The sequence below is a fragment of the Pseudoalteromonas sp. APC 3358 genome, from assembly GCF_030408075.1.
Taxonomy (GTDB): domain Bacteria; phylum Pseudomonadota; class Gammaproteobacteria; order Enterobacterales; family Alteromonadaceae; genus Pseudoalteromonas; species Pseudoalteromonas arctica.
This window is the reverse complement of sequence record NZ_JASDCE010000001.1, coordinates 296,949-322,529: the sequence shown is the minus strand read 5'-3', so window position 1 is coordinate 322,529 and position 25,581 is coordinate 296,949. Positions and strand designations below refer to the sequence as shown.

Sequence of the window (25,581 nt, the reverse complement as noted above, 5' to 3'; positions counted from 1 at the left end):
AAATGAAAACAATTATAATTTTGACTTTTCCTCTACAGGGCTTTTCGATGTCCATAAATAATTCTCACATGTTTTTAAATTTGGTGTCTCTGAGCAAACGACAATTTCAATGTTTTTTTATGCTTTTTATAATGGTCATGGCAAGCTTTAGTGTTTCAGCCTCGCCTAATGAGCAAACAAAAATAAAACAAATTGCACAGCTTGCAGAGTATGTAGGTGTTGATTACGTGGCAGCTGTTGGGAATGGTGAAATACTTGATCCTGACGAATATCAAGAAATGACTGAATTTTCGCACGTTATTATTGAGCAAGCTGGACAGCTATCAAGCCAAACAAATGAGTTTGATACAGTAAAAGCACAAGCTAAAGCCCTGCATACAGCGATTGCCAATAAAGCGAGTGTTGCCGATGTACGTGCAGCAAGCTCAGCGCTTCGTGAGTCGCTACTGACCTTTATGCCGCAACTATCGTTACCTACATCACTACTTCCTGTCGAGCAAACTAAAGCGCTTTTTGCTGCTAACTGTTCAATGTGTCACGGCCCAAGTGGTCAAGGCGACGGCCCGCTTGCAAAAAACTTATCGCCAGAGCCTACCAACTTTACCGATGAAGAACGTGCAACTAACCGCTCATTAATGGGTTTATTTGACGCTGTAAGTAATGGTATTAACGACACGCCAATGGTTGCTTTTACTCAATTTAATGAACAACAACGTTGGTCTTTAGCTTTTTATGTAGGTAGCTTGGCATTTAAAGATGTTCAAAAACCACAAAATCTAGAGCAAAACATTACCGCTTCGCAGATTGTAAACTTAAACCCTGCACAATTATCGGCAGGTCAAAGTGAAACACAAGCACATTACGTTAAATGGCTTCGTGGTAATCCAGAGCAACTATTTACCGGTAAAAAGAATCCGATAACGGTTACTCGCACGCAGTTACTTGCAGCGCAAGCCGCGCATGCTAAAGGCAATTACTCACAAGCAAGTGATTTAGCAATTAGCGCTTACCTAGATGGCTTTGAGCTTGTTGAAAACAACTTAAATGCCTACGACGAAACACTGCGTAAAAATATCGAAGTACAACTGATGAACCTGCGCCAAACATTTAAAAACGAGAAAGATACAGCCATCGTTGGCGAAAAAGTAAGTGCAGCGCTAGCTCAACTCGCTAAAGCAGATAGCATGCTAAACGAAACCAAACTAACTGATGGTGCACTCCTCTCAGCGAGTTTAGTTATATTACTACGCGAAGGCCTAGAAGCACTCCTCGTTATTATTGCCCTTATGACCGTACTTATTAAAACTAAACGCCAAGACGCGCTTAAATATGTACATGTTGGTTGGGTAACCGCACTTATTGCTGGTGGTTTAACGTGGGCTGCGGCGCAAACATTAATAGAAATAAGTGGTGCAAGTCGCGAAGTTATGGAAGGTGCTGGTGCATTGTTTGCCGCTGTAATTTTACTTTATGTTGGCGTATGGATGCACAGTAAAACCAGTGCGCAGCAATGGCAAAAATACATCAAAGACAATATAGATAAGCGCCTTGAATCGGGTACATTATGGGGTTTAGCAGGGCTTTCGTTTATAGCCGTATACCGTGAAGTATTCGAAACCGTACTGTTCTATCAGTCTTTATTAACGCAAAGCTCGCCTGCTCAATATTCATCTATTGCTTCGGGTTTTGCGATAGCTGTAGCAATACTGGCTATTATTACGTGGGTATTGATTAAGTACTCAATTAAATTACCGGTTGCTAAGTTTTTTGCCATTACCACTTACCTATTATTTGCACTCTCGTTTGTGCTTATGGGCAAAGCCGTTATTGCATTACAAGAGGCCGACATAATAGGTATTGCGCCGCTACCAATGAGCTTTGATATTGCATGGCTTGGTATAAAGTCAACATGGCAAGGTATTGTGGCTCAAGTATGTGTGTTCGCTATATTTAGCTTTTATATATTTAAAAGCAAAAACCAAGAGTAATGCCAATCTGCTTAAAAGTTTAAGCTAATTGGCATAAGCAAAATACATAGTAAAAAGGCCCGCAAGGGCCTTTTTGAGTTAATTGCTTATGTATTTAGTAAAGTTGGTATTATCAAGCCCATGTATCTAAATGGGTGTTTTCGTCATCATCTACGTTAGACTTTTTTTTACTATTTTGATCATCAAGCATATTGAGCTTTTTCTTTTTTTGTAACTCACGCCTTTTTTTATTCTCTAGTTCAACTTTTTCAGCGGCAGCCCCACTTTGCACACCCGCAATATGAAAAGCACTTTTTGACTCAACTTCTAGCCTAGTTATTCTTCCTAAATAAGGGATCATAATATCCATAAGTACTTCCTTATTTTTTCATTTTATTCGTTAACCACTTGGTTTGAGTGATAAACAACCAATTGTTGGCGAAAATTGCGCTTATTATCTTAATATTATCGACAGTTATAACATATGCTTTAATTAAGCTAAAAAAAACTTGCCATAATATAGCTGTTTATGTTTTTATGAATGCGAAATTTATTTAAACAGATAACAACTGCACGTTAACAAAACAACGGGCAGTTACATAGGATAAAAAATGCGCTTAAACCTGACAACAGTACATCATCACCACCATTCACCGGAATAACCTGTCAGGTCTTTCGCTGAGAGGTTATTCCTAAAAGGAACCTCTGGCGATTCAAATAACATTGATTCATTTTCGCCCTGAGGTTCCCCTCGGGGTTTTTAGTTTTTAAATTAAAGGAAAATGAATAATGAACAACAGTAATCGTCTACGTATCGCCATCCAAAAAGGCGGCCGCCTATCTAAAGATTGTCAAGATCTGCTTAAACAGTTAGGTGTTAAACTTAACCTTCGTGAACAACGCTTAATTGCACACTCAACTAATATGCCAATTGACGTACTACGTGTGCGCGATGACGATATTCCGGGTTTAGTAATGGACGGTGTATGTGACTTAGGCATAGTTGGCGAAAACGTACTAGTAGAAGTTCAAGCAGAACGTGAACGCCAAGGTGTTCCAAGTGAAGTAACCAAACTTTCAAAACTAGACTTTGGTTACTGTCGTCTTGCACTTGCATGGCCACAAGAGCTTGGCGCTCGCGATAAGAGCTGGTTTGAAGGCAAACGTATTGCGACTACCTACCCAGAAATCTTAACTCAGTGGTTAAAGCGCGAAGGCATTAACGCAAGTACAGTAATGCTTACGGGTTCTGTTGAAGTAGCACCGCGTGCGGGTTTATCTGATGCAATTTGTGATTTAGTATCTACTGGCGCAACACTTGAAGCTAACGGCTTGATTCAAGGCGAAACAATTTTAGAATCAAACGCCTGTTTAATTCAAAATAAAGATCTTCAAGATGCTGACAAACTAGCACTAATCAATAAGCTTATGCCGCGCCTACGTGGTGTTAGACAAGCTAAAGAAAGCAAATACATCATGCTACACGCACCAAAAAACAAACTTGATGAAATTTGTGAAATTTTACCAGGTTCTGGTCAGCCTACTCTACTTGCCCTTGCTGGTAACGATGAATACGTAGCACTTCACATGGTAAGCAGCGAAACATTATTTTGGGAAACAATGGAGCAGTTAAAAGCCTTAGGCGCTAACTCTATTTTAGTTATGCCAATTGAAAAAATGATGGAGTAAGTGCCATGCTTCGTTGGAATGAGGAATCTTCACAAGTACAAGCAGCGGCGCTAATGCGCCCTGCAGTTTCTGCCAGTGCCAAGGTTGAAGCTATATGCAAAACTATTTTAGCTAACGTAAAAGAGCAAGGCGATGAAGCCTTACTTAGCATGGCTAAAGAGTTTGATAATAGATCTAACCCTCGCTTATGTGTTCCGCTTGATGAAATTAACGCATCAGAGCAAGCACTAAGTGCAGAGCTTAAATACGCAATTGATACCGCTTATGCAAACGTTAAACGTTTTCACGAAGCGCAATTGCCAAAAGATATTAAATTATCGACCCAACCAGGCGTTGTATGTGAACTGAAATATCAAGCCATCGAAGCAGTCGGTATTTATGTACCCGGTGGCAGTGCTCCACTGCCATCGTCGGTTATTATGCAGGGTGTATTAGCGCAGTTAAGCGGCGCAAAAACCGTTGTACTTGCTACACCAGTACAAGGTGATAAAGCGATTAACCCTGCTATTTTATATGCAGCTAAGTTATGTGGCATTACTACTTTAATAGAAAGTGGTGGCGCAGGCGCAATTGCAGCAATGGCTTATGGCACCGAATCGGTTCCTAAAGTTAACAAAATATTTGGCCCAGGAAATAGCTTTGTAACAATGGCTAAACAGCTCGTTGCGCAAACTATTCCAGGTATGGCAATTGATATGCCAGCAGGTCCGTCTGAAGTACTTGTTATTGCAGATGAACGTGCGAACCCAGAATTTATAGCCGCCGATTTACTCTCACAAGCAGAGCACGGCGCAGACTCGCAAGTTATTTTATTATGTAACAGCGAAAGTATAATAGAACAAACTCAGCAGGCACTTACACGCCAGTTGGCTAATTTGAGTCGCAAAGAAACAGCCGAGCAAGCGCTCGCTAATTCTTCACTTATTTTAGTTGATTCAATTGAGCAAGCATTTGATGTATCGGCGCAATACGGACCAGAGCACTTAATTTTACAACTAGGCGATGCAACACCATACCTAGATAAAGTTAAAAACGCAGGCTCAGTATTTGTAGGTGACTACACGCCAGAATCTGCAGGCGATTACGCATCGGGAACTAACCACGTGTTACCAACATATGGTTACAGTGCAACATACTCGAGCTTAAACTTACTTGATTTTTTTCGTACATACACAGTGCAAACAATTAGTAAAAGTGGTTTAACGCAGCTTTCAAAAGCTATTTTACCACTTGCAGATGCAGAAGGCCTTGATGCCCACGCTAATGCGGTTTCAATTCGTTTAGAGGCAATTAAAAATGAGCAATGAGAGCGCACAAGCGTCTAGCTTATTACCTAAGAATATTGCAGCCCTTGCTGCATACAGCTCTGCAAAAAGTGAGAAGCTAACCGGTACTACGTGGCTAAATGCTAACGAAAGCCCGTATGCTAAAAATCTTGAACTGAGTATTGAGGATTTAAATCGCTACCCTGATCCACAACCGCAACTGGTTATTGACCGTTACGCCGCTTATACAGAGCTTGAAAGCGAAAATGTATTAATGACGCGCGGCGCAGATGAAGGCATTGAGCTTTTAGTGCGCACATACTGTGAGCCAGCTAAAGATAGTATTGCGCTATTTTTACCAACCTACGGCATGTACAAAGTTACCGCCGATACACACAACGTTGGTATTAACGCGCTTACCCAAGAATTATTATTAAGTGGCAGTGCTGACGAAATAGTTGCAGCTGTTGGCAGCTCAAAACTAGTATTTATTTGTAACCCAAATAATCCAACGGGCAGCTTAACGCCACTTGATAAAGTAAAAGCGATTGCAACAGCACTTGCGGGTTCTGCATTAGTTATTGTTGACGAAGCCTATATAGAATTTTGCCCAGAGCAAAGCGCGACTAAGCTTATTAATGAATTTAGTAATGTAGTAGTTTTGCGCACGCTTTCTAAAGCGTTTGCGTTGGCAGGCCTCAGAACAGGCTTTACCCTTGCACAAGCAGCAACTCTTGCGCCAATTCGTAAAGTCATTGCGCCGTATCCGGTATCGGGCGTAGTAGCAAGTATTGCAGCGCAAGCAATTGCACCTGATGCAATTACATCAATGCGCCGCCAAGTTACTATTTTAAATAGCTTAAAAGCTAAGTTGGTAGATTGGCTAAACGCCTCCCCTGCTGCATTAAAAATTCTCACTGGTGAAGGTAACTTTGTTACTTTAGAATTAGCCGATAAAAACTATTTTAAAATTGCACTTGAGCAAGGTTTGGTTATGCGCGCTTTTACGCTATACGGTGAAGACGACTGGCTACGAATTTCAATTGGCAGTGAACAAGAACTTGAACAAGTAAAAATTTGGTTAGATGGCTTACAAACGCCAGCTTCCACAGCATCTTTAGCAGGAAACGAAGTATCATGAGTAACCCCTATTTATTTATAGACCGCGACGGCACTATTATTGAAGAGCCAATTACCGACAAACAGGTAGATAGCCTTGAAAAGCTAGCATTTTTACCTGGTGTTATTCCTGCGTTGTTACAATTACAAGCTGCAGGTTACCGTTTAGTTATGGTATCTAACCAAGATGGTTTGGGCACAGATAGCTTCCCTACTGCTGACTTTGATATTGCACAAGACAAAATGATGGACATAATGCAAAGCCAAGGCATTAGCTTTGACGAAGTATTAATTTGCCCTCACTTTAACGAGCAAAACTGCGATTGCCGTAAACCTAAAACAGGATTACTTACCGAGCTTATGCGCTCAGGCAAAGTAGACTTAGCGCTCTCTTTTGTTATTGGCGACCGTGAAACTGATATTGGCCTTGCTCAAAACTTATGTTGTGAAGGTATTTTATACGACGGCGATTGGAGTGCGATAGTAACTAAATTGACCACTGCAAACCGCGAAGGTCGTGTTACACGCAATACCAAAGAAACCCAAATTGATGTGGCAATAAACCTAGATCAAACTAAAAATGGCAGCATAGACACCGGCCTTGGCTTTTTTGATCACATGCTTGATCAAATTCGCACGCACGCAAACATTGGTTTAAACATTAAAGCCAAAGGCGATTTACACATAGACGAGCACCACCTTGTTGAAGACATTGGTATTGCCTTAGGTGTAGCACTTAAACAAGCCCTAGGTACTAAATCGCAAATTGCACGCTATGGTTTTGCGCTTCCTATGGACGAGTGTAAAGCTGAAGCACAAATTGATTTATCGGGCCGTGCATCATTTGTATTAAACGCTAACTTTAGCCGCGAAAAAGCAGGCGACTTAGACGTGCAAATGGTTGAGCACTTTTTCAAAAGCTTAAGTGATAACGCCGCCATTAGCCTTATTTTATCGGTAAGCGACGGTAACTGTCATCACCAAGTAGAAGGCTTATTTAAAGCATTTTCACGTGCACTTCGCATGGCAGTAGCACAAGACACGACCCAACAAACAGCCAGCTCTAAGGGATGTTTATGATTGCCATAATTAATACCGGTTGTGCCAATATAAATTCAGTACGCTTTGCGTTTGAACGCTTAGGCCAAACGCCAACAGTAATTACTTCACCAGAGCAATTAGCGGGTTTTGAGCGCGCTATATTACCAGGTGTAGGTCACGCGTCAGTTGCTATGAAACGCCTAGTAGATAACGGCTGGCAACAAGCTATAAATGAATACCAGCGCCCGCTTATGGGGATTTGCTTAGGTATGCAGTTACTGTGCGAAAGCACCGAAGAAGGTAACGTACAGTGCCTAGGTAAAATACCAGGGCAAGTAAAAGCACTTGATGTAGGCAACTTAACGTCGCCGCATATGGGTTGGAATAACTTAAGCGTTAATAAAGAGCATGCATTAACTAAAGGGCTAACGCTTGATGAGCAAGTGTATTTTGTTCACAGCTTTGCGCACACTGTAAATGACGCCACACTCGTGAGCGGCGAATACGGTCAAACCTTTTCAGCCATTGTTGCAAAAGACAATTACGCAGGCATGCAATTTCACCCAGAGCGCAGCGCAAAAGTTGGCGCACGTTTATTACAAAATTTTGTTGATTGGCAGTTGTAAGCTGCCCATTAACTAACAAAAAAGAGATTATTTGTGATTATTCCAGCATTAGACGTATTACAAAATCAAATTGTGCGCTTGTATCAAGGTAAGTACGACACAGCACAGTTTTACCCTTTCGAACTTGGCGCGCGTTTAAAAGAATACGCCGACAGCGGCGCAGGTAAACTGCACCTTGTTGATTTAGAAGGTGCACGCGATCCAAGTAAAAAACAGTGGAAACATATTCAAGCTGCAACCAAAGCACTTAACGTACCGTACCAAGTGGGCGGCGGTATTCGCTCAGAGCAAGATGTAAGTGATTGGCTAAAAGCCGGTGCAAACCAAGTTGTTATTGGTTCAATGGCAGTAGAAAAACGCGAACAAGTAAAAACCTGGATTGAACAATTTGGCGCAGAGCACTTTGTAATTGCCCTTGATGTAAATAAAACAGCCACGGGCTGGGCACCTGCTACACACGGTTGGTTAAGTGAATCTGAATTTGGTTTACTTGAGCTGGTAGATTTTTACGTGGGCTTAGGTGTTATTGACTTTTTATGCACGGACATCAGTAAAGATGGCACCATGACGGGTCCATCATTTGAGCTTTACGAAGATTTAACTCGCCATAACAGCGCAATCAAAGTGCAAGCCTCAGGGGGTGTAAGCTCACTTGACGACATTAAAAAACTTAAAGAGCTAGGTGTGGGCGGCGTTATTTTAGGTAAATCATTGCTTGATGGCGCATTTAGCGTTGAGGAGGCATTGGCATGTTATCAAAACGCATAATCCCATGTTTAGACGTCAAAGACGGTCAAGTAGTTAAAGGCGTTAAGTTTAAAGGCCATGAAATTGTTGGCGACATTTTGACAATGGCTAAAGCCTACAGCGAAGCTGGTGCCGATGAACTGGTTTTTTACGAAATCAGTGCAAGCGTTGAAAAACGCCTACTTGATGTAAACTGGGTAGAGAGTATTGCACGCAATATCGATATTCCATTTTGTGTAGCCGGCGGTATTAAGTCAGTGGCTGATGCAGCGCGTGTTTTAGAGCGCGGTGCTGACAAAATAAGCATTAACAGCCCTGCTATTGCACGCCCTGAACTTATTAAAGAATTACACGATGAGTTTGGTAAGCAATGTGTTGTTGTCGGTATTGATAGCTTTTTTGATGAAACGACTGGTGAATATTTAGTTTACCAATTAACTGGCGATCCTAATGCATCAAGCCGTACACGTTATAAAACACAAGAATGGGTTAAACGCGTACAAGACTTAGGCGCAGGCGAAATTGTATTAAACTGTATGAACCAAGATGGCGTTCGTAACGGTTACGACAACGAGCAGTTAAGTAAAATTCGCGAGCTATGTAACATTCCTTTAATCGCCTCTGGCGGTGCGGGATCAATGCAAGATTTTGTTGATGTATTTAAACAAAGCAAAGTAGATGGTGCATTAGCCGCCAGCGTTTTTCATAAAAATGTGATTAACATTGGCGAACTAAAACAATTTTTAACAGATAACCAAGTGGCAGCAAGATTATGCAAGTAACACAACAAAACCAAGCTCAAGTCGATTTCGCTAAAAGTGACATGATCCCTGCTATTATTCAAGATGCCCGCTCTGGTGTTATTTTAATGCAAGGCTTTATGAACAGCGAAGCACTAAACGTTACGCTTGAGAGTAATAAAGTGACGTTTTACTCGCGTTCAAAATCGCGTTTATGGACTAAAGGTGAGTCATCAGAAAACTACTTAAACGTAGTATCTGTGCATACCGATTGTGACTACGATTCAATTTTAGTACTTGCCAACCCAGAAGGTCCAACGTGCCACTTAGGCACACAAAGCTGTTTTGGTGATGAAGCAAAACCAAGTTTAAGCTTTTTAGCACAGTTAGAAGATGTGATTGTTGCGCGTAAAAATGACGACCCTGAAAAAAGCTACACAGCATCATTATTTGCAAAAGACTTAAGCCGTAGTTGTCAAAAAGTAGGTGAAGAAGGCGTAGAAGTTGCCCTTGCCGCTATGAAACACGATAACGATGAGCTAACAAACGAATCTGCTGATTTAATTTATCACCTTACAGTATTGCTACAACGCCAAGGCTTAGCCCTTGAAGATGTAGTTAAATGCTTGCAAGGTCGCCATAAATAGCACCTGCTAAAGCAAATTGAAAAAGGCTCATATCTTATGGGTCTTTTTATTTTTACAGTAAATCACGTGTGATATAGTGCGTGGCTAAATTAATCGGTTACTGTGAACTATGAAAAACTATATTACTCCTTCTATTGTCGCATTTATTTTAGTTATCGCGTTTATTTTAGCGGGCTGTACCAGTAAAACTAATCAGACTACAACTACAGCAACCACTACTACAACGAATCAGTCTGTAAAAACCACAGTAACACCCAATGAATGCAGCATCATAAATAACCTAATAAATGGTTATGAGTCTGGTTTTAATTCAATCAAAACAGATAAAGTAGATAACCAGTTCACTAATCAGTGGCGTACTAATACTCATATGATTGGAGCAACCTGTACAGTTACTTTAAATAAGTCAGAGCAAGCAAGCTACCAATGCCAAACACCTGTTAATACACAAACGAAAACCGTAAAGTCCCATCAAAAACTGGCTAAGCAATTACGCCAATGCTTAACCAAAACAGGTTGGTTTGAAAGCCAAAAAGAAACAGCAAGTTCAATTTACAGCACCTTTGTACTTGATACTATAACCCCAGTAATTACACTTGCTACTAATCAAGAAGGTAATGGGTTTTCTACTCGCTTTGAAATTGCTCCACCGTTAGGACTTTAATAATGCGCCAATTAAATCAAAACAAAAAACCATCTAAATTTAAAACCGATTGCCTAGGAATATGCGAAAGGCGCAGCGGTTACTGCACCGGGTGTGGGCGTACCAACGAAGAAATTTTTGATTGGATAATATTATCTGAAGATGAAAAAAAAGCGATTTTAGAAACACCACGAGCAGATGCTAACTCATAACAAATAAAGCCCCTAAATGTTAAAAGTAACAGTTAACTGATTAACTAAAAACTTTTTACTTGTTGTGGCTATTCATTTTAGTTGCGCTAATACAGCTTTCGACTACTTGCTCAAATGAGTTATTAATATCTATATTTATAACATTGGGCTCATCTTCTTTTGGTACTTCTAGCGCTTCAAATTGGCTTTTGAGTAAATCAACAGGCATAAAATGCCCTTTTCTGTCCTGCATACGGCTTTTAACCAGTTCAAAATCACCATAAAGATGTAAAAAGGTAATACCTATATTTCCGTCACATATTTGTTCTCGGTATTTCTTTTTTAATGCAGAGCAGACTATTACCGCAATTTCATTTTTCTTTTCAATGCTAAATGCAGCATCACGTATTCTTTCTAGCCAAGGCACACGATCAGCATCATTTAAAGGCTGCCCAGATGACATTTTTAATATATTAGCCTTGGGATGTAAGTCGTCTCCGTCGATAAATTTAGCGCCAATGCGCTTTGCTAATGCATCACCCACACTTGACTTTCCTGTGCTTGAAACCCCCATTACAATATAAACACGACCTACATTTGTGTTACTCATGTATTTACCCTCGCCTTAATTTAATAATTAATTATTTTCAATGTATATATTATATTGAGTTACGGGTAACATGTTACCCGTAACAAATGCGAAAGTGAAGTTAAACACACACTAAACATCATAATTCACACTGAATATAAGTAGGGAAAAATGTCAGATTTATCATTAATACTAACAGCGGCAGGCTCCATATTTTTATTGCTTTTCTTAGTAATGAAAGTACGACTACATGCTGTCGTCTCTTTGATCCTTGTTTCTATGATTGCAGGATTATTTTCAGGAATGAGCCCTGAAATAATTGCCGCTACAATTCAAAAGGGAATGGCTGGAACGCTAGGCTTTGTAGCGGTGGTGGTCGCTTTAGGCGCCATGTTTGGCAAAGTAATGGAAGAAACCGGTGCGCTGGATCGTATTGCCCACACACTTTTACACCGTTTTGGAGAAAAAAACGCTAATTGGGCGCTTACCTTTACGGGCTTTATTTGTGCCCTCCCCCTGTTTTTTGATGTGGCCGTTGTACTTTTAATCGGTATTGTTTTTGCAGTGGTAAGAAAAGGCGGTGGCAGCGTTGTTAAAATTGGTATTGGGCTACTTGCTGGAATAGCGTCTTGTCAGGCGTTTCTTATTCCTGCGCCAGGGCCGATTTTGGTTGCCTCTCAATTAGGCGCTGACTATGGTTATATGATTTTATTTGGCCTTATTGCTGCCATACCGGCAATGATTATAGGGGGTCCAATTTGGGGCTCTATTATTTCTAAATCTATTCATGTAGAACTCCCACAGCACGAACAAATCGACGATAACCAAAGAGTTGGTAAAGGCACACCTAGTTTTGGATTAGCATTAGGTTTGATTGCTTTGCCATTAATTATGATTAGTTTAAATACTATTGGTAGTCGCTTTGTTGAAAAAGACTCTGATTTATATAATTGGTTAGCCTTTATAGGTCATCCATTTACAGCAATTTTAGTTGCCTGCCTAATGGCATTTTATTTGCTCGGTGCAAGGCGCGGTGTCCCTAATGCTAGAATCATGGAAATTTGTGGTAGTGCCTTACAACCTGCAGGAATTATTATTCTTGTCACTGGTGCCGGTGGGGTATTTAAACAAGTATTAGTTGATTCAGGAGTAGGTACTGCACTGGGTAATTACTTAGCTGGCTCAGGCTTACCGATTGTAATACTCGCTTTTGTATTATCAGCCGCTGTGCGGGTTATTCAAGGCTCTGCGACAGTAGCTATGCTTACAGCGTGTGGCTTAATTATTCCAATGCTTCAGCCTTTAGGCCTTGATGGAGCGCAGCTTGCCGCTGTCACCATCGCTATTGGTGGGGGCTCTATTGTGCTCTCCCATGTAAACGACTCAGGATTTTGGTTAGCGAGTCGCTATCTCGGTTTGAGCGAAATGCAAACTCTTAAAACGTGGACAGTAATGGAAACCATTATTGGTACTGTTGGCGCACTTGTCGCTATGATTATTTCTCTGTTTTTGTAAATTTACAGTGCGTAGAGCTATCACACATATAAAAATTACCTGAGCCTTTTTGTTATTTAGGCTTAGGTAATTAAGCTCATGTAATTAGGCTCATATAATTAGAGTATTTAAACACTCTCACCTAGATGAACTATATAACCAGTATCAATTACTTGCTTATAATTCATGCTAGTGTCCAAATCGGAATTAATCCGGCTCAACAACTCTCTTCCCGCAACATTACCAATCTGATAACGAGGGGTGATCACACTTGCTAATTGAGGCACCATTGCTTGGCCAATATCATGACCATGAAAACCCACAATCCCCATTTGGCTAGGCACTAAAATATTGTTTCGCTGGCACTCAAAAATAGCCCCAATTGCTAAATCATCATTAGTACAAAACAAACAGTCAGTATTTGGGTAGTCAGTACGCGCTTTTTGTAAAAGTTCGGCGCCTAAACTATAAGATGAAGCTTGATCAGTCATCACACTTTTAGGCGTAAAGCCTTTAGCTAACATAGCATCTGAATAACCTTGAAATTTTAGGCGTGTTCGTACATCGAGCCTCGCACCTATATAAACAATATTGCGATAGCCTTTATTTAAAAGTGCTGTCGTCATATCAAAAGCTGCTTTAACGTTATCAAAACCAACCGCTTGCTGCATAGGAGAGTGATGAGTATCCATTATTTCAATCACAGGTACACCTGACATTTCAATCATTTTTAGCGTTCTGTCTGTGTGTGTGGTTTCTGATAAAATTAAACCATCAACGTGGTACGACAATAAATACTCAACCCGTCTTTCTTCAATTTCAGGATTGTAACCATAATGGGCCAACATTGTTTGATATCCTGCAGGCCCTGTCACATCTTCAATACCTCTTATAACTTGAGCAAACACGTGATTCGTTAACGATGGGACTAGTACACCAATAGAATAGCTTTTAGCATTAGAGAGTAAATCAGGGGCTTTATTTGCAATGTAACCTAGCGTATCAATAGCTGCACTAATTTTAGTGCGAGTAGACTCTGATACTTTTTCGGGGTTACGTAAATAACGACTAACCGTCATTTTGGTTACACCAACCGCATCGGCAATATCTTGAAGAGAAGAACGTTTGTTTTTTTTCATCACACACAATTAAATAAAATGTTACTTGTAACATACCAACTATTGTGAAAAATCACTACTTTTAGCCATTTTTATTTAGGTTATCGCTAAGCGATTACCCAAGAGATTTAAATAACCTAGATCTATTTTAATGAATAAAACTGTATTTGTACCAATAACATTAAACAGAGGCTCAGATACTCCGAGCCTCATCGTAATTGAAAACTTATAGCAATCTCAACAATTGCGAACCAGGTACACCGCTTTGTGGTAATAACGCGGGGGTAACTGCAAATACTTCTGGAATTTTACTTTTAATTTCATCCATCTTTTTACGGTTATTTTGTTTATCATAAACATAATATTTAAGGATATTTCCGTATACATTGTCTTTTTCATCAACCTGCTCTAGGGTTTTTAACGCTTTATCGTAATCAGCAAGGTAAATGTATGCCAGTGCTAAGTTATCAGCAGAGCCAACATGTAGCTTACCTTCAAGCTGTTTTGCTAAATCTTCAAGCTCTGCAACAGCAAGCTCATAACGCCCTAGCTGTATATAGGCCGTTGCTAGTGAATTTTTTAAAAAGTAAGGTGGGTTACTGCCCGGCTCGTACCATTTTTCGTAAGCACTCAGTATGTCTTCATATTGCTCAAGTTTAGAGTAAACGTGATTTAGCAGCCTAAAGCTTTGTAGCTTGATTTCAGCTTCTTCAAACCCCGTAAGTTTGTCTCTATTCAAGTGCCAATCTTGAATGCCTTGCGCAGCTTGGTTTAACAGTTCAGGTGTATCACTTTTTGCCCCAGCAGCACTTTTTAGAAGCTGTGCAAGTTGTTGTTTATATTCTTCACTTTTAACAGGAGCCTGAGACGTATTATTACTTGGCTGTTTATTATCTGAACTACCGTCTACAATTTGCGCTGCAGCTAAAGCACTAAAAGACATTGCCGCCGCAACCATAACCAAATATTTACTTTTCATTGTTTTTTCCTTGTTTAACATTTTGATCCTCTGAATATTAAAACTCTTAGAATGAGCAATATTCAAAAGTGGGGGGGTAAAAAAGTTAGGCGAGCTTTTAGCACTTTGCTCTTGTAGCAATAAACTGGCTAAATCCAATTGGTATTTACCTTTTAACTTTTGCATACACAACTCATCACAGCTAAGTTCGAGTTGCTCTTTTGCCAAACCAGTTAACTTTAGGCAAATAGGATTCCACCAAAAAACGCTTTCTATAAAACAAATAAGCCACGTCCAATAAATATCGCCTTGTTGTAAATGAGTTACCTCGTGTTGAATGACTGAGTCTAATTCTTTACGGTGTGTCATCGTCGACTCTAACCAAATAACAGGCTTTATTAACCCGGTAGCAAAAGCAGGTTCTGTATGGGTTGTTAGTCTAATTGGATACTGATTGTTGATGTGGTTAAGTTCAGGACTTGGCTTTGAGTTAATGTATAAATTTTTTATAAGCTTTACATATAAGCCCACGCGTAATAAAAACAATCCAAAACCAGCTAAAACTAAAACCATAAAAACATTACTAAGTGATGGCAATAAGTCCCATATACCCATATCGCTTTGTAATTCGTCCTTAGTTGCTACTTGTTCAGCATTCGGTATTAGTGCTTTAACATCGGGAATCAATTGCGCCACGTTAAATGTGTAACGATTTGCCCCTTCAAATAAGGGTAACTGGGAAAAGTACTGCCAAGGGACAAACCAACATGCCAAGACAATCATTAAAATGTAAAAGTTTAATCGTGCTGGGGCATTTTTTAGCCCTTTTACTGTAAGCAAAATACATAAGCTAATAAGTGTGCAAGTTAGTAAATAATCCGTCATTACCCTCTCCTTTAATCTAACTTTTTATTTTTTAAAAGCGTTTGTAAATATTCTATATCTTCATCATTTAGTTTTTCTTCTTTGATAAAGTGGGCAATTAAACTACGAGAATTACCTTTAAAAAATCGTTGCATAAAACTAGGCATAGCTTGCTCCGATAATGTGTCTTGAGTAACTATTGTTCTAAAAACAATAGCTCGCCCTTCATGTCCACAACGCTCAATCGCTCCTTTGTGTTCTAACCTATCTACAATAGTTTTAACTGTTGTATAGGCTACTTTTTTATCTTTTTGCTTATCAGCTAAAAGCACCTTATGTAGTTGACTCGCGGTACAGGGTTCTTCCTGCCAGAGCAGCTGCATAATATCCATTTCAAAATCACTAAGTTTCATTGTCGCTCCTATTACTACACTTGTAGTGGTACTGTTACAAATGTAGTAGTAAGTAATCTTAGTGTCAATACAAAATTGACATGTGAATAAAAAACAAACGGTATAAATATAAAAGTCTTGGGAAGGTTTTATAAAAAAGGTAGATAAAATAAAGAGGTATACTTATTAATAGATTTTAGAAAAACATAAAAAACGATAGTTTATTTCAACTAACGCTTTTTATGCTTTAAAGTTTTTTATGAAAGGTAGTGAGGTAACTATGCCTTATCGAGCGCTTGGCTTACATCGGCAATTATGTCAGCAATGTTCTCAATACCAACCGACAAACGAATTAAATCGCGACTTACACCCGCATTAGCAAGTTCTTCATCATTTAGTTGGCGGTGTGTAGTTGATGCAGGATGACACGCAAGCGACTTGGCATCGCCAATATTAACTAAGCGTAAAATCATGTTTAGCGCATCAATAAAACGAGTACCTGCTTCTAGGCCACCAGCAATACCAAAGCTTAAAATACCCGATGCTTTACCACTGGTAATTTTTTGACTCATTTCGTTATACGGGCTTGATTTAAGCCCTGCGTAATTAACCCAAAGCACTTTTGGATGATTTTCTAAATACTCAGCTAACTGCTGTGCATTTTCGCAGTGGCGATCCATTCTTAAGCCTAAGGTTTCAAGGCCGATTAAAATGTCAGATGCGTTTTTAGGGGCAAGCGCTGCGCCAGTATTTCTAAGTGGCACTACTCTGCAGCGACCAATAAATGCAGCTTCAGCAAAAGCTTCGGTATAAACTACATTGTGATACGACGGATCGGGCTCGTTCATCATTGCAAAACGTGTAGCATTCGCTTTCCAATCAAATTTTCCTGAGTCGACAATCATGCCGCCAATAGCAGTACCGTGCCCGTTTATATACTTTGTAAGTGAGTGAACCACTATATCAGCGCCCAGCTCAAATGGGCGGCATAAATACGGCGTAGCCACGGTATTATCAACAATAAGCGGCACACCTTTGCTATGTGCAATACGTGATAAACGTTCAATATCAACAATATTACCTGCAGGATTACCAATAGATTCACAAAAAACAGCGCGGGTGTTGTCGTCAATTGCATTCTCGAACGCGGTAAAGTCATCGGCTTTAATCATGCGTGCTTCAATACCTTGCCTAGGTAGTGTATGTGCAAATAAGTTATACGTGCCACCATATACTTGGCTGGTGCTTACAATATTAGTACCGACTTCACACAAACATTGAATAGCATACGTAATAGCAGCCATCCCAGAGGCAACAGCTAGCCCACCAATACCCCCTTCCATTGCTGCAATACGTTGTTCAAGTACGGCATTGGTTGGGTTCATTATGCGGGTGTAAATATTTCCAGGTACTTTTAAATCGAATAAATCAGCGCCATGCTGCGTGTTATCAAATGTATAAGAAGAAGTGTGATAAATAGGCACGGCTGCCGACTTGGTCGTTGCCTCAGATTCGTAACCGTGGTGCAGTGCTAATGACTCTAATTTCATAATTATTCCCTTCAATTAATTTACCACTAACCTAGCACTTCTTGGTTATAAAATGCACATGAAATATATTAAAGGGTGTTAAGGTGATTTGATTTAAGTTAAAGGCAGCTCGGAGCGATAACCGGACATTCAAATGAGTTGTCATTAACTTAATAAGAGTCAGGGACACTTTCCTCTTTTTTACATGTTTATATAAATAACAGAAGGCATAATATTTATAGCTGGCAATAACTTAAACTGTTTGCTATTAATGTAATTTCATTAAATAAAGACGTTTTCGCGCTAAATAGGGAAGTGCTCTCTGATAAAGCTGTTAAGTGCTTTACCTTGCATTCGGGAGAAATAAATTGGATTGGCGAATTTATCAAGAAGAAACTGCTAAAGTATTTCGAAGCCTAGGGTGTAAAGCTCTTGTCGAAGAAAAACTTGAAGGTGCTCGAGGAGAACATGACATTGATGTACTTGTAACCTTTAAAAAATTTGGAGTGCCGTCCAAGTGGGTTGTTGAATGTAAATACTGGGATTCAGCTGTTCCCAAAGAGAAAGTTTTAGCACTTCAAGCTATCGTTGATGATGTCGGAGCTGATAGAGGTATTCTTGTTTCAAAAACTGGCTTTCAATCAGGTGCTATCAAGCAAGCACTTAAGAGCAATATAACTTTAACTTCCTTAGATGATTTCGCCCAAAATGCTACAGATGACTTTTTGAAAATGCAAAGGGAATCTGCAGAGGTAAAGTTAATAAAAGCGTGCAGGATATACTCTAATCTTACAGAGCCATCTGAAGAATATAGTTTTGGTTTTTTGGAGTATGGTTTTGATGGTCAAAAGGCAGTGGTATTCAATTATTACCTAATCCAAGCACACAAAAGCTTACAAGACTTAAAGTTAGGCACTAAAAAATATAAAATTTTTGTTATTTCTGACTACTCTTCATTAAATATGAATTATTCACCTATAGAGGAAATCATTACAGATGAAGATATGTTAGTAAAATATATCCAGGAATTAGTCTACGAAGCCTTAAACTGGGCGAAAATCAAGCGTGTAATACCCAGCATTTAACAAGTTGCTAAAACGGAACTTTGCTCCTCACCCTTTTTAGTGGTTACGTTTCGTTTCGCTACAAGTATTAACCCACGATTTCTACCCGTTTAATGCAGTGTTAGCATGCCTTATACTCAAAGACTTTTGTCCCACTAAACTGATTATTTAAAATATGATAAAAAACAAAAATTGTGTCTATTGCGGTAAAGAAGTTAGAAAGTCTAAAAATAGCGATGATGGCCGCTCTGTTGAGCATTTAATTCCTCAAATAGCAGTAAGTAAAACGAGAACGAATGCCAAAGGTGATTTTCATGTTTGCAGGAAATGTAATTCAGAAAAAAGTAAAATTGATGAGCTTTTTGGTCTTTTATCAAGAATAAATGTACCCGGTAGTAGTGGTCGTGAAGCCATATCTAAATTAGCTAAAATGGTTGGTAAAAAAAATAAAACGGTCCTCTCTATGTTAGATAGTGCCACTAAGCACCCTGATGGGATGGAAGTAAAACTGCCATTTAAAGGCGAAGATATATATAAATATGGACTATTCCTTACAAAAGGAGAATATTTTAAAAAACATGGAAGCTTACTAAGTACGGATAATAAAATTGTTTTGGTTACCTGGGGTGGTCCACACTTAATTAAAGAGCTTTTATCTAGCTACAGAGCAAAGCACGGAACTAACCCCTTTGAAGATTTATCACAAAATAGTCATGTTGAAAATATCTTTGAGGAATGCTTTATTATAGTAGAAAAAAATGGCACTGAGTTTTCATTTATTTTTAATCAGTCGTATCTACTAATTACAAAAGTGGTTGATTACACGGAAGATAATAAAATTGAAAAACGCATTAACAAGCTTGCATTAATTGCAGGTTTCTCTAAAAGTGAAAAAAGTAAGTATTGTGTATAAATGACGGTATAAAGCAGGAAAATTTACTGTTGGTTGTTAGAGTTATTCTACAGCCTCATTACCAATGTCTGCTCGTGGCACTCTCCAGCCAGTCGACAACATAAAATATTGATAATAATTGGCAAGGTATTTTACTGTGTCGGATGGCGTGGCTTCGCCACTTATCCGACCTACGTCAAAATGTAGGTTGGTTAAGCAGAAGGCGCCACCCAACAGAGTATCGATTCACGCCTTGAAGGTTAGCTTTTGGCACTCAGCTAATAGTCGGTGTCGAGCGATAACCGGCAATTCAGAAGATTTGCCATCAGCTAAGTAATACTAAAAGGATACTTTCCCCTTTACTACATGACTAAATAACCCACCCCAAGCATAATATATATAGCTAGCAATAACTTATGCTTTTTGCTATTAATAGAAACTCATAAAATAAGGACGTTCTCACGCTAAAATAGGCAAAGTGTCCTCTGATATAACTGTTAACTGGCTCTTTAGTATTGAGCATATTTTTAGTAGGGAGTAATAATTTGTCAGCATTTTTGAGAATACATTTTCAAATATTACTTACTCATTTTGGTGTTGCTTTATTCTCTGGAAGCATGATTGGTTGGGCGGAAGGTTTAAATAAAGGGTTACTGTTCGGTGTACTTTATTTTATATTTATGTTCATCGTTCATTTTTATTTATTTTACAAGCACGGGCATAGGTACGGTAAAAACCCATCTAAATAAATTACAGTAATTTAAAGCCAGTTAACAAGGCAAATTAAAAAATGCGGACAAAAAATATTGATAATAATTAGCAAGGTATTTTACTGTGTCGGATGGCGTGGCTTCGCCACTTATCCGACCTACGTCAAAATGTAGGTTGGTTAAGCAGAAGGCGCCACCCAACAAAGTTTTAGATTCACGCCTTGAAGGTCAGCAGCTGGCACTTAGCAGTCATAAATATACGAATCAAACACCAACAAAAAAGGTAAGAAAATGAGGTCGTCTTTGCTAATTTCTATTTATATGACAGCAAGTGGTACTTTGCTTAAGCGTGCTGTGAGCGAGAATTAGTCATTGAGTGAGTAATTAATTAATGACTACTTCCCCCCTTTTTTATATGTTCAAATAACCCATCATATGCATAATATATATAGCTAGCAATAACTTATGCTTTTTGCTATTAATAGAAGTTCATAAAATAAGGACGTTTTCGCTTAAAAATAGAGAAAGAGTCCTCTGAAAAAGCAGTTATATTTAAAGGAGTGTTACATGGAGTATAAGTTTATTGCAGTTTCTCAAATCTGGGCTACAGGTGGTATGTTAAATAGAGCAAACGCTAAAGCAAACGAGTTGGCAAGAGATGGGTGGGTGTTATCAAAAATGGAAAAAGGCTTTAGTGGTTTTTTATTTGCAACTTTATATCTAGCCTTTGAGCGTAAAATTTAAATATAACAAGCGACTAAGGTTTCGATTATCCGATCATGGCACTTAGCAGTCATAAACGAATCAAACATCAACAAAAAAGGCGCTTCCTTTACGGTAAGCGCCCTTCTGTTATCTCACTAATTACTTATTTTACGATTGTCATTTCGTCCAACAAGTTTTGTGCATTATCTACTTTATCCATTACCCACAGCATGTAGCGCGAATCAACGTGGATTGAGCGATTAAGCTCAGGGTTGTAATCCCAATCACCAATAATACTTTCGTAAACACCGTCAAACAGTAAACCAACAAGCTCTGCTTTGCCGTTAAGTGTTGGCGAACCTGAGTTACCACCGGTAGTGTCTACATTTGATAAAAAGTTAACGGGTACTGTATTCATGCCACCCGTGTAATCACCGTAAAGCTTGGCTTTAATTTGCTCTTGTAACTTTTTAGGTGCATTAAATGGGTCAACATCGGTGTTTTTAGCAAGTAATCCTTCAAGCGAGGTAAACGGTGTTGCTACCAAGCCGTCTTGAGGTGAGTAGCCGCCTACGGTGCCATAGGTAACACGGAGTGTGCTGTTAGCATCGGCGTATACAGGTTTGTTTTTAGCTTTGTTAAACGCAATGATTGCGCTCATTAGCTCTGGGCGAGCTGCTTGTAATTTACCTGCAAGTGCTTTTGATTTATCTTCCTCTGCTTTCATTACTTTAAATATTGCTTTAGCGTACTGCACAAATGGGTCTTGGCTTTGATTTAGCTGGCTAAACGATTGCTCAAACAATGAATTGCGAACAGTGGCATTATCAAGTCTTGACTGTTCATACATGCTATCAAGTAACGCGCTTTGGGTTGCTTTATCAAACCCATTTTGTACTTTAAATACGTTATCAACGTCGCTAAAACGCTCTTCTTTTGGAAGTGCTGCATACAGCTCTAAAAAGTGCAGTAAAATAGCTTTATCTACTTTGCTATCATAACGGCGCGTCATGCGCTCAAGCCCTGCTTTAATGCGAGGTAAGTCACGTTCTTGATAACCAGATTCACGTTCGCTATTTGGCTGTTGTTTTTCATAAGCTAGGCGGTATAAACGTCGTGCTGTACTGATCATTTGTGAGCGATGTACATAACCTAACATGCGGTCGCGTTCACTGTGCTCTTGTGATTGCGCAATTAGCTCAGATAGCTCACCTAATACGCTTCCGTATTGTTCTTTACGCTCACCATCACTATTGATCCATTGTGTTAACTCTTGCTCAAACTGTTTTTTGCGCTCAAGCATAGTGCCTTTTTTGAAGCTTTCGATCATCGAACCATAGTTTTTAATATAGTTGTTATAACCTGCAATGGTGCTTTCGTATGCAATACGCGCTTTACTGCCGTCTTCTGAATTTTCTTCAATAAGCGACACGTATTTTGAGTTATGAACGCGTGCTTTAGGGTAGCTGTCGTTAAATACGTTATCTACCTCTGTTGCTATACGGTAGCGGTTAGTACGTCCTGGGTAGCCTGTAACCATTACAAAGTCGCCTTCTTGCACGCCTTTGGCACTTACTTTTAGGTAAGAGTCAGGTACGTAAGGTACGTTGTCTTCGCTGTACTCAGCTGGTTTCCCATCTTTGCCTACATAAGCGCGGTAAAAACCAAAGTCGCCTGTGTGGCGCGGCCACATCCAGTTATCTATATCGCCGCCGTATTTACCTACGCCCATTGCCGGTGCATAAGTTAAGCGTACGTCTTTAATTTCAAGTGACTTAATTAGGTAAAACTCTAAACCACCATGAAACGAATACACATTACAACGATAGCTTTCGTCGGCTTCACACTGGGCTACTAGCGCTTTTTCATTTTTTTCGAGTGCGTCGTAGCGTGCTTTTGCTGTTAACTCGTTAGTACCTTTAATTACTTCATCTGTTACGTTGGTAACCGTTTTTGTTACATATACGCGTGAGCCCGGCGCTGCAGGTAAATCTTCTGTAGGACTTTTAGCTAAAAAGCCATTTTCTAAAATATTGTTTTCAGGTGTTGAGTTGTATTGTACCGAGCCATAAACACAGTGATGGTTTGACACAACTAAACCTTTAGGCGATACAAACGATGCTGTACAGCCACCTAGGCTAATTACCGCATTCATTGGGAATTCGGTTAATTTAGAAATAGATTCAACATCAATTTCAAGCCCTTTGGCTTTTAAAATTGATTCTAACTCTGGAAGTTGGTGTGGTTGCCACATGCCTTCGTCGGCTATGGCACTACTTGAAAGTGATAAAGAAAATGTGGCTACTAATGTAGCTACAAGAGGTTTTAAACGCATTATAGAATCCTTTTTATTTGTTTCTATAACAGGTTACTCGCGATGGGACAATAAGGTCAATAGCCGTGCAATGAATTGTTACAATCGAGTGTTTAATCTTACTTTTTATCAAAATTCATCGAAAAATCAAGAAACTGTTTTGCTGGTATTGGTTTACTAAAATAGAAGCCTTGCATAAAATCACAACCTAATTCGTTCAATAAAGTATGCTGCTCTTTTGTTTCTACACCTTCGGCTACCACTGTCAGTCCTAAGCTGTGCGACATGGCAATAATTGCCTTTACGAGATTACAATCTTCATTGTTTAGTACAATACCGTCAATAAAACTTCTATCTATTTTAAGTACATTAAAAGGGTATTCTCTCAAATAACTTAATGATGAATAACCTGTACCAAAGTCATCCATTGATAAGTTAATGCCTAATGCAGTAATTTCAGTCAGTATATCAACAACATTAGTGTGGCAACTCATCAATACTCCCTCAGTTATTTCAAGCTCTAAACTTTCGGGGTTTACGTTTGCTTCACTCAATGAGTTTTGAATAAAACTGAGCAACCCTACGTCTCTAAATTGACGAGGAGATAAGTTAACAGCCATGGTGTATTTTTGTTGGCGTTTACAGGTACTTTGCCATGTGTTTAAAAAGTGTAATGCTTGACTAATTACAAACTTGCCAATAGGTACAATTAATCCTGTATTTTCGGCAATAGGTATAAACTCATCGGGTGTTACATTACCTAGCACAGGGTTATGCCAGCGTAATAACGCTTCTGCACCAATGATGTGTTTATTTTTTGCGTCAAATTGGGGCTGGTAGAATAACTCAAATTCATTACGCTCAAGGGCGCCACGCATCTGCTCTTCTATTACGAGTCGGCGCTGAATAATTACGTTCATCTTTTTAGTAAAAAATGAATAAGTATTACGACCATATGATTTTGCTTGATACATTGCAGTGTCAGCATTTCGTAATAAATCAGCAACGGTTGTACCATTTTCTGGGTATATGGCTACACCAATACTCGCTGTTAGTATGTGTTCCCGGCCCTCAATTTTAAAAGGGGCTCTAAAGTTATTGACCAGTTTTTCAGTAATTTTTAGCGCTGCATGGTGATCAGTTATACCTCGTAGTAATACGATAAACTCATCTCCACCTAGGCGCCCTACCGTGTCGTCTTTTCGCAGTGCCTCTTGCAGCCTTTGCGCTGATTCAATTAAAAGTTTGTCTCCTGTTTCATGGCCTAAAGAGTCATTTATTTTTTTAAAATCATCTAAATCCAAAAACAGTACTGCCGCTTTCTCGTTATTTCTTTGTGCTTCAATAAGTAATTGCGACAAACGATCAAGTGCTAAAAAACGATTTGGGAGTAAAGTTAGACTATCGTAATACGCTTGATGTCTAATTATTTCATCTGATTTATGCTGTTCTGTAATATCTCGAATAATAACCATTAACTGGTTATGTTCTGTTATTTTATTTATTCTTGCTTCAAAAAAAACGAGCCCATGGGGCAAAGCTAGTTCGTATTTAAAGCTCATCATCTGCTCTTTTTCTAATACAAGGCTGATATAAGTTTCAAATTTTTTGGCTACATCTTGAGGGAGTACATCACCCATTTTTTTACCAATAAATTGCTTTGGCTTGGTGTAGAGATCGGTCTCATTACTGGCATGATACTCAATAATAGTTCCATCATTTTCCATCAAGAAAAATAAGTCAGGAATTGCTCCAAAAATAGTTTTTAGCATATGCTCATTAAATGACGCATCTGCTTGTGCCTTTTTAACCTCAGATAAATCAATATCAATACAGTACATTTGTTTTGTATTATATTGATTTGTAAACATAACATGGCTGGAAAAAACCGATACATTGTTTCCATCTTTGTCTTGTAAGATAATTTCAGATGCTGGAATTTCTATATCTTTTTTTACCCAATCACTATGTGCGTTAATAACTAATTCACACATTGGCTCTGGAATTATAAGGTCTTCTATTTTTTGTCCTATGGCTTCTTCTTTGGTATATCCATAAAGTCGCTCACTGCCTTCATTCCAATAAATAACACGACGTTGATTGTCATAACCTTGAACAGAAATAACATTTACCGCATCAAATAACTGATGCAAATAGTCGTTAATTACAAATTGATGGGTTAAGTTTGAAGTCGGGTTATCTAATTTCATTTTGAGGCTATATCCATAAATAATTTTATTTAATAATAGAGAAATACTAAATAATAATTAAATTTAA

At 39.0% G+C, this 25,581-nt stretch carries 24 protein-coding genes; 16 read left to right on the top strand and 8 right to left on the bottom strand.

The window, feature by feature from the left end:
• The first annotated feature begins 131 nt into the window (after positions 1-131).
• A complete protein-coding gene (locus QL995_RS01465; RefSeq protein ID WP_356947980.1) occupies positions 132-1,988 on the top strand; it encodes a cytochrome c/FTR1 family iron permease in 1,857 nt (618 codons plus the stop codon).
• Positions 1,989-2,100: 112 nt separating this feature from the next.
• On the opposite strand, the gene QL995_RS01460 is transcribed toward QL995_RS01465, so the two are convergent.
• Positions 2,101-2,337 carry a hypothetical protein gene (locus tag QL995_RS01460; RefSeq protein WP_101163489.1) on the bottom strand — a complete coding sequence of 79 codons (237 nt, stop codon included), beginning with the start codon at positions 2,335-2,337 and terminating at the stop codon, positions 2,101-2,103.
• 419 nt (positions 2,338-2,756) lie between these two features.
• Between QL995_RS01460 and hisG the strand changes: the two genes are divergently transcribed.
• The 10 genes from hisG to QL995_RS01410 all read left to right on the top strand — a co-directional run bounded on the left by hisG (position 2,757) and on the right by QL995_RS01410 (position 10,696).
• Positions 2,757-3,656: an ATP phosphoribosyltransferase gene (hisG, locus tag QL995_RS01455; protein WP_007580644.1), complete on the top strand. Its 900-nt coding sequence runs from the start codon at positions 2,757-2,759 to the stop codon at positions 3,654-3,656.
• Positions 3,657-3,661: 5 nt separating this feature from the next.
• Positions 3,662-4,963 carry a histidinol dehydrogenase gene (gene hisD, locus QL995_RS01450; RefSeq protein WP_290291946.1) on the top strand — a complete coding sequence of 434 codons (1,302 nt, stop codon included), beginning with the start codon at positions 3,662-3,664 and terminating at the stop codon, positions 4,961-4,963.
• The gene (hisC, locus tag QL995_RS01445) at positions 4,953-6,062 is read left to right on the top strand and encodes a histidinol-phosphate transaminase (RefSeq protein WP_290291943.1); all 1,110 of its coding nucleotides are present in this window, start codon (positions 4,953-4,955) and stop codon (positions 6,060-6,062) included. Before hisD ends, hisC begins: the two co-directional genes overlap by 11 nt.
• The gene (gene hisB / locus QL995_RS01440) at positions 6,059-7,120 is read left to right on the top strand and encodes a bifunctional histidinol-phosphatase/imidazoleglycerol-phosphate dehydratase HisB (protein ID WP_290291940.1); all 1,062 of its coding nucleotides are present in this window, start codon (positions 6,059-6,061) and stop codon (positions 7,118-7,120) included. Before hisC ends, hisB begins: the two co-directional genes overlap by 4 nt.
• On the top strand, positions 7,117-7,707 hold the full coding sequence (gene hisH, locus QL995_RS01435; protein WP_002960265.1) for an imidazole glycerol phosphate synthase subunit HisH: 591 nt from the start codon (positions 7,117-7,119) through the stop codon (positions 7,705-7,707). Before hisB ends, hisH begins: the two co-directional genes overlap by 4 nt.
• 33 nt (positions 7,708-7,740) lie before the next feature.
• On the top strand, positions 7,741-8,475 hold the full coding sequence (locus QL995_RS01430; RefSeq protein ID WP_290291937.1) for a 1-(5-phosphoribosyl)-5-[(5-phosphoribosylamino)methylideneamino] imidazole-4-carboxamide isomerase: 735 nt from the start codon (positions 7,741-7,743) through the stop codon (positions 8,473-8,475).
• On the top strand, positions 8,457-9,236 hold the full coding sequence (hisF, locus tag QL995_RS01425; protein WP_007580654.1) for an imidazole glycerol phosphate synthase subunit HisF: 780 nt from the start codon (positions 8,457-8,459) through the stop codon (positions 9,234-9,236). The genes QL995_RS01430 and hisF overlap by 19 nt, the downstream gene beginning before the upstream one ends.
• A complete protein-coding gene (gene hisIE, locus QL995_RS01420; RefSeq protein ID WP_008138598.1) occupies positions 9,227-9,841 on the top strand; it encodes a bifunctional phosphoribosyl-AMP cyclohydrolase/phosphoribosyl-ATP diphosphatase HisIE in 615 nt (204 codons plus the stop codon). Before hisF ends, hisIE begins: the two co-directional genes overlap by 10 nt.
• 109 nt (positions 9,842-9,950) lie before the next feature.
• Entirely contained in the window at positions 9,951-10,505 is a 555-nt protein-coding gene (locus tag QL995_RS01415; protein ID WP_290291932.1) for a hypothetical protein, read from the top strand.
• Between the two features lie 2 nt (positions 10,506-10,507).
• The gene (locus QL995_RS01410; protein ID WP_002960277.1) at positions 10,508-10,696 is read left to right on the top strand and encodes a DUF1289 domain-containing protein; all 189 of its coding nucleotides are present in this window, start codon (positions 10,508-10,510) and stop codon (positions 10,694-10,696) included.
• A 55-nt stretch (positions 10,697-10,751) separates the two neighbouring features.
• Here the strand turns inward: QL995_RS01410 and QL995_RS01405 are convergent, their stop codons facing one another.
• A complete protein-coding gene (locus QL995_RS01405) occupies positions 10,752-11,285 on the bottom strand; it encodes a gluconokinase (RefSeq protein ID WP_076924707.1) in 534 nt (177 codons plus the stop codon).
• 150 nt (positions 11,286-11,435) lie between these two features.
• Here QL995_RS01405 and gntU point away from each other — a divergent pair, with 150 nt between their 5' ends.
• Entirely contained in the window at positions 11,436-12,779 is a 1,344-nt protein-coding gene (gene gntU / locus QL995_RS01400; RefSeq protein ID WP_010552956.1) for a gluconate transporter, read from the top strand.
• 107 nt (positions 12,780-12,886) lie between these two features.
• Here the strand turns inward: gntU and gntR are convergent, their stop codons facing one another.
• The 4 genes from gntR to QL995_RS01380 all read right to left on the bottom strand — a co-directional run bounded on the left by gntR (position 12,887) and on the right by QL995_RS01380 (position 17,640).
• Positions 12,887-13,897 (bottom strand): gluconate operon transcriptional repressor GntR, encoded by a 1,011-nt coding sequence (gene gntR, locus QL995_RS01395; protein ID WP_290291925.1) that lies wholly within the window; start codon positions 13,895-13,897, stop codon positions 12,887-12,889.
• Between the two features lie 205 nt (positions 13,898-14,102).
• Entirely contained in the window at positions 14,103-15,719 is a 1,617-nt protein-coding gene (locus tag QL995_RS01390) for a M56 family metallopeptidase (protein WP_290291922.1), read from the bottom strand.
• 11 nt (positions 15,720-15,730) lie between these two features.
• Positions 15,731-16,111, bottom strand: a complete 381-nt coding sequence (locus QL995_RS01385; RefSeq protein WP_002960288.1) for a BlaI/MecI/CopY family transcriptional regulator — start codon at positions 16,109-16,111, stop codon at positions 15,731-15,733.
• A gap of 257 nt (positions 16,112-16,368) precedes the next feature.
• Positions 16,369-17,640, bottom strand: coding sequence for an aminotransferase class I/II-fold pyridoxal phosphate-dependent enzyme (locus tag QL995_RS01380; RefSeq protein ID WP_290291919.1), 1,272 nt, complete (start codon positions 17,638-17,640; stop codon positions 16,369-16,371).
• A gap of 347 nt (positions 17,641-17,987) precedes the next feature.
• Between QL995_RS01380 and QL995_RS01375 the strand changes: the two genes are divergently transcribed.
• The 4 genes from QL995_RS01375 to QL995_RS01360 all read left to right on the top strand — a co-directional run bounded on the left by QL995_RS01375 (position 17,988) and on the right by QL995_RS01360 (position 21,029).
• Positions 17,988-18,704, top strand: a complete 717-nt coding sequence (locus QL995_RS01375; protein WP_290291916.1) for a restriction endonuclease — start codon at positions 17,988-17,990, stop codon at positions 18,702-18,704.
• 154 nt (positions 18,705-18,858) lie between these two features.
• A complete protein-coding gene (locus QL995_RS01370) occupies positions 18,859-19,596 on the top strand; it encodes a hypothetical protein (RefSeq protein WP_290291913.1) in 738 nt (245 codons plus the stop codon).
• Between the two features lie 524 nt (positions 19,597-20,120).
• The gene (locus tag QL995_RS01365) at positions 20,121-20,324 is read left to right on the top strand and encodes a hypothetical protein (protein ID WP_197188484.1); all 204 of its coding nucleotides are present in this window, start codon (positions 20,121-20,123) and stop codon (positions 20,322-20,324) included.
• Between the two features lie 528 nt (positions 20,325-20,852).
• Positions 20,853-21,029 (top strand): hypothetical protein, encoded by a 177-nt coding sequence (locus tag QL995_RS01360; protein WP_165722958.1) that lies wholly within the window; start codon positions 20,853-20,855, stop codon positions 21,027-21,029.
• Between the two features lie 124 nt (positions 21,030-21,153).
• On the opposite strand, the gene QL995_RS01355 is transcribed toward QL995_RS01360, so the two are convergent.
• Both QL995_RS01355 and QL995_RS01350 read right to left on the bottom strand, forming a co-directional pair.
• Entirely contained in the window at positions 21,154-23,325 is a 2,172-nt protein-coding gene (locus QL995_RS01355; RefSeq protein ID WP_290291909.1) for a S46 family peptidase, read from the bottom strand.
• 98 nt (positions 23,326-23,423) lie between these two features.
• Positions 23,424-25,514 carry a bifunctional diguanylate cyclase/phosphodiesterase gene (locus QL995_RS01350; RefSeq protein ID WP_290291906.1) on the bottom strand — a complete coding sequence of 697 codons (2,091 nt, stop codon included), beginning with the start codon at positions 25,512-25,514 and terminating at the stop codon, positions 23,424-23,426.
• Between the last annotated feature and the right edge of the window lie 67 nt (positions 25,515-25,581).

What these genes read in the sequence shown, in the direction of transcription:
- QL995_RS01465 (WP_356947980.1), top strand. Translation starts at nt 132, where the DNA reads ATGGTCATGGCAAGCTTTAGTGTTTCAGCCTCGCCTAATGAGCAAACA.
- QL995_RS01460 (WP_101163489.1), bottom strand. Translation starts at nt 2,337, where the DNA reads ATGGATATTATGATCCCTTATTTAGGAAGAATAACTAGGCTAGAAGTT.
- hisG (WP_007580644.1), top strand. Translation starts at nt 2,757, where the DNA reads ATGAACAACAGTAATCGTCTACGTATCGCCATCCAAAAAGGCGGCCGC.
- hisD (WP_290291946.1), top strand. Translation starts at nt 3,662, where the DNA reads ATGCTTCGTTGGAATGAGGAATCTTCACAAGTACAAGCAGCGGCGCTA.
- hisC (WP_290291943.1), top strand. Translation starts at nt 4,953, where the DNA reads ATGAGCAATGAGAGCGCACAAGCGTCTAGCTTATTACCTAAGAATATT.
- hisB (WP_290291940.1), top strand. Translation starts at nt 6,059, where the DNA reads ATGAGTAACCCCTATTTATTTATAGACCGCGACGGCACTATTATTGAA.
- hisH (WP_002960265.1), top strand. Translation starts at nt 7,117, where the DNA reads ATGATTGCCATAATTAATACCGGTTGTGCCAATATAAATTCAGTACGC.
- hisF (WP_007580654.1), top strand. Translation starts at nt 8,457, where the DNA reads ATGTTATCAAAACGCATAATCCCATGTTTAGACGTCAAAGACGGTCAA.
- hisIE (WP_008138598.1), top strand. Translation starts at nt 9,227, where the DNA reads ATGCAAGTAACACAACAAAACCAAGCTCAAGTCGATTTCGCTAAAAGT.
- QL995_RS01415 (WP_290291932.1), top strand. Translation starts at nt 9,951, where the DNA reads ATGAAAAACTATATTACTCCTTCTATTGTCGCATTTATTTTAGTTATC.
- QL995_RS01410 (WP_002960277.1), top strand. Translation starts at nt 10,508, where the DNA reads ATGCGCCAATTAAATCAAAACAAAAAACCATCTAAATTTAAAACCGAT.
- QL995_RS01405 (WP_076924707.1), bottom strand. Translation starts at nt 11,285, where the DNA reads ATGAGTAACACAAATGTAGGTCGTGTTTATATTGTAATGGGGGTTTCA.
- gntU (WP_010552956.1), top strand. Translation starts at nt 11,436, where the DNA reads ATGTCAGATTTATCATTAATACTAACAGCGGCAGGCTCCATATTTTTA.
- gntR (WP_290291925.1), bottom strand. Translation starts at nt 13,897, where the DNA reads ATGAAAAAAAACAAACGTTCTTCTCTTCAAGATATTGCCGATGCGGTT.
- QL995_RS01390 (WP_290291922.1), bottom strand. Translation starts at nt 15,719, where the DNA reads ATGACGGATTATTTACTAACTTGCACACTTATTAGCTTATGTATTTTG.
- QL995_RS01385 (WP_002960288.1), bottom strand. Translation starts at nt 16,111, where the DNA reads ATGAAACTTAGTGATTTTGAAATGGATATTATGCAGCTGCTCTGGCAG.
- QL995_RS01380 (WP_290291919.1), bottom strand. Translation starts at nt 17,640, where the DNA reads ATGAAATTAGAGTCATTAGCACTGCACCACGGTTACGAATCTGAGGCA.
- QL995_RS01370 (WP_290291913.1), top strand. Translation starts at nt 18,859, where the DNA reads ATGATAAAAAACAAAAATTGTGTCTATTGCGGTAAAGAAGTTAGAAAG.
- QL995_RS01360 (WP_165722958.1), top strand. Translation starts at nt 20,853, where the DNA reads ATGGAGTATAAGTTTATTGCAGTTTCTCAAATCTGGGCTACAGGTGGT.
- QL995_RS01355 (WP_290291909.1), bottom strand. Translation starts at nt 23,325, where the DNA reads ATGCGTTTAAAACCTCTTGTAGCTACATTAGTAGCCACATTTTCTTTA.
- QL995_RS01350 (WP_290291906.1), bottom strand. Translation starts at nt 25,514, where the DNA reads ATGAAATTAGATAACCCGACTTCAAACTTAACCCATCAATTTGTAATT.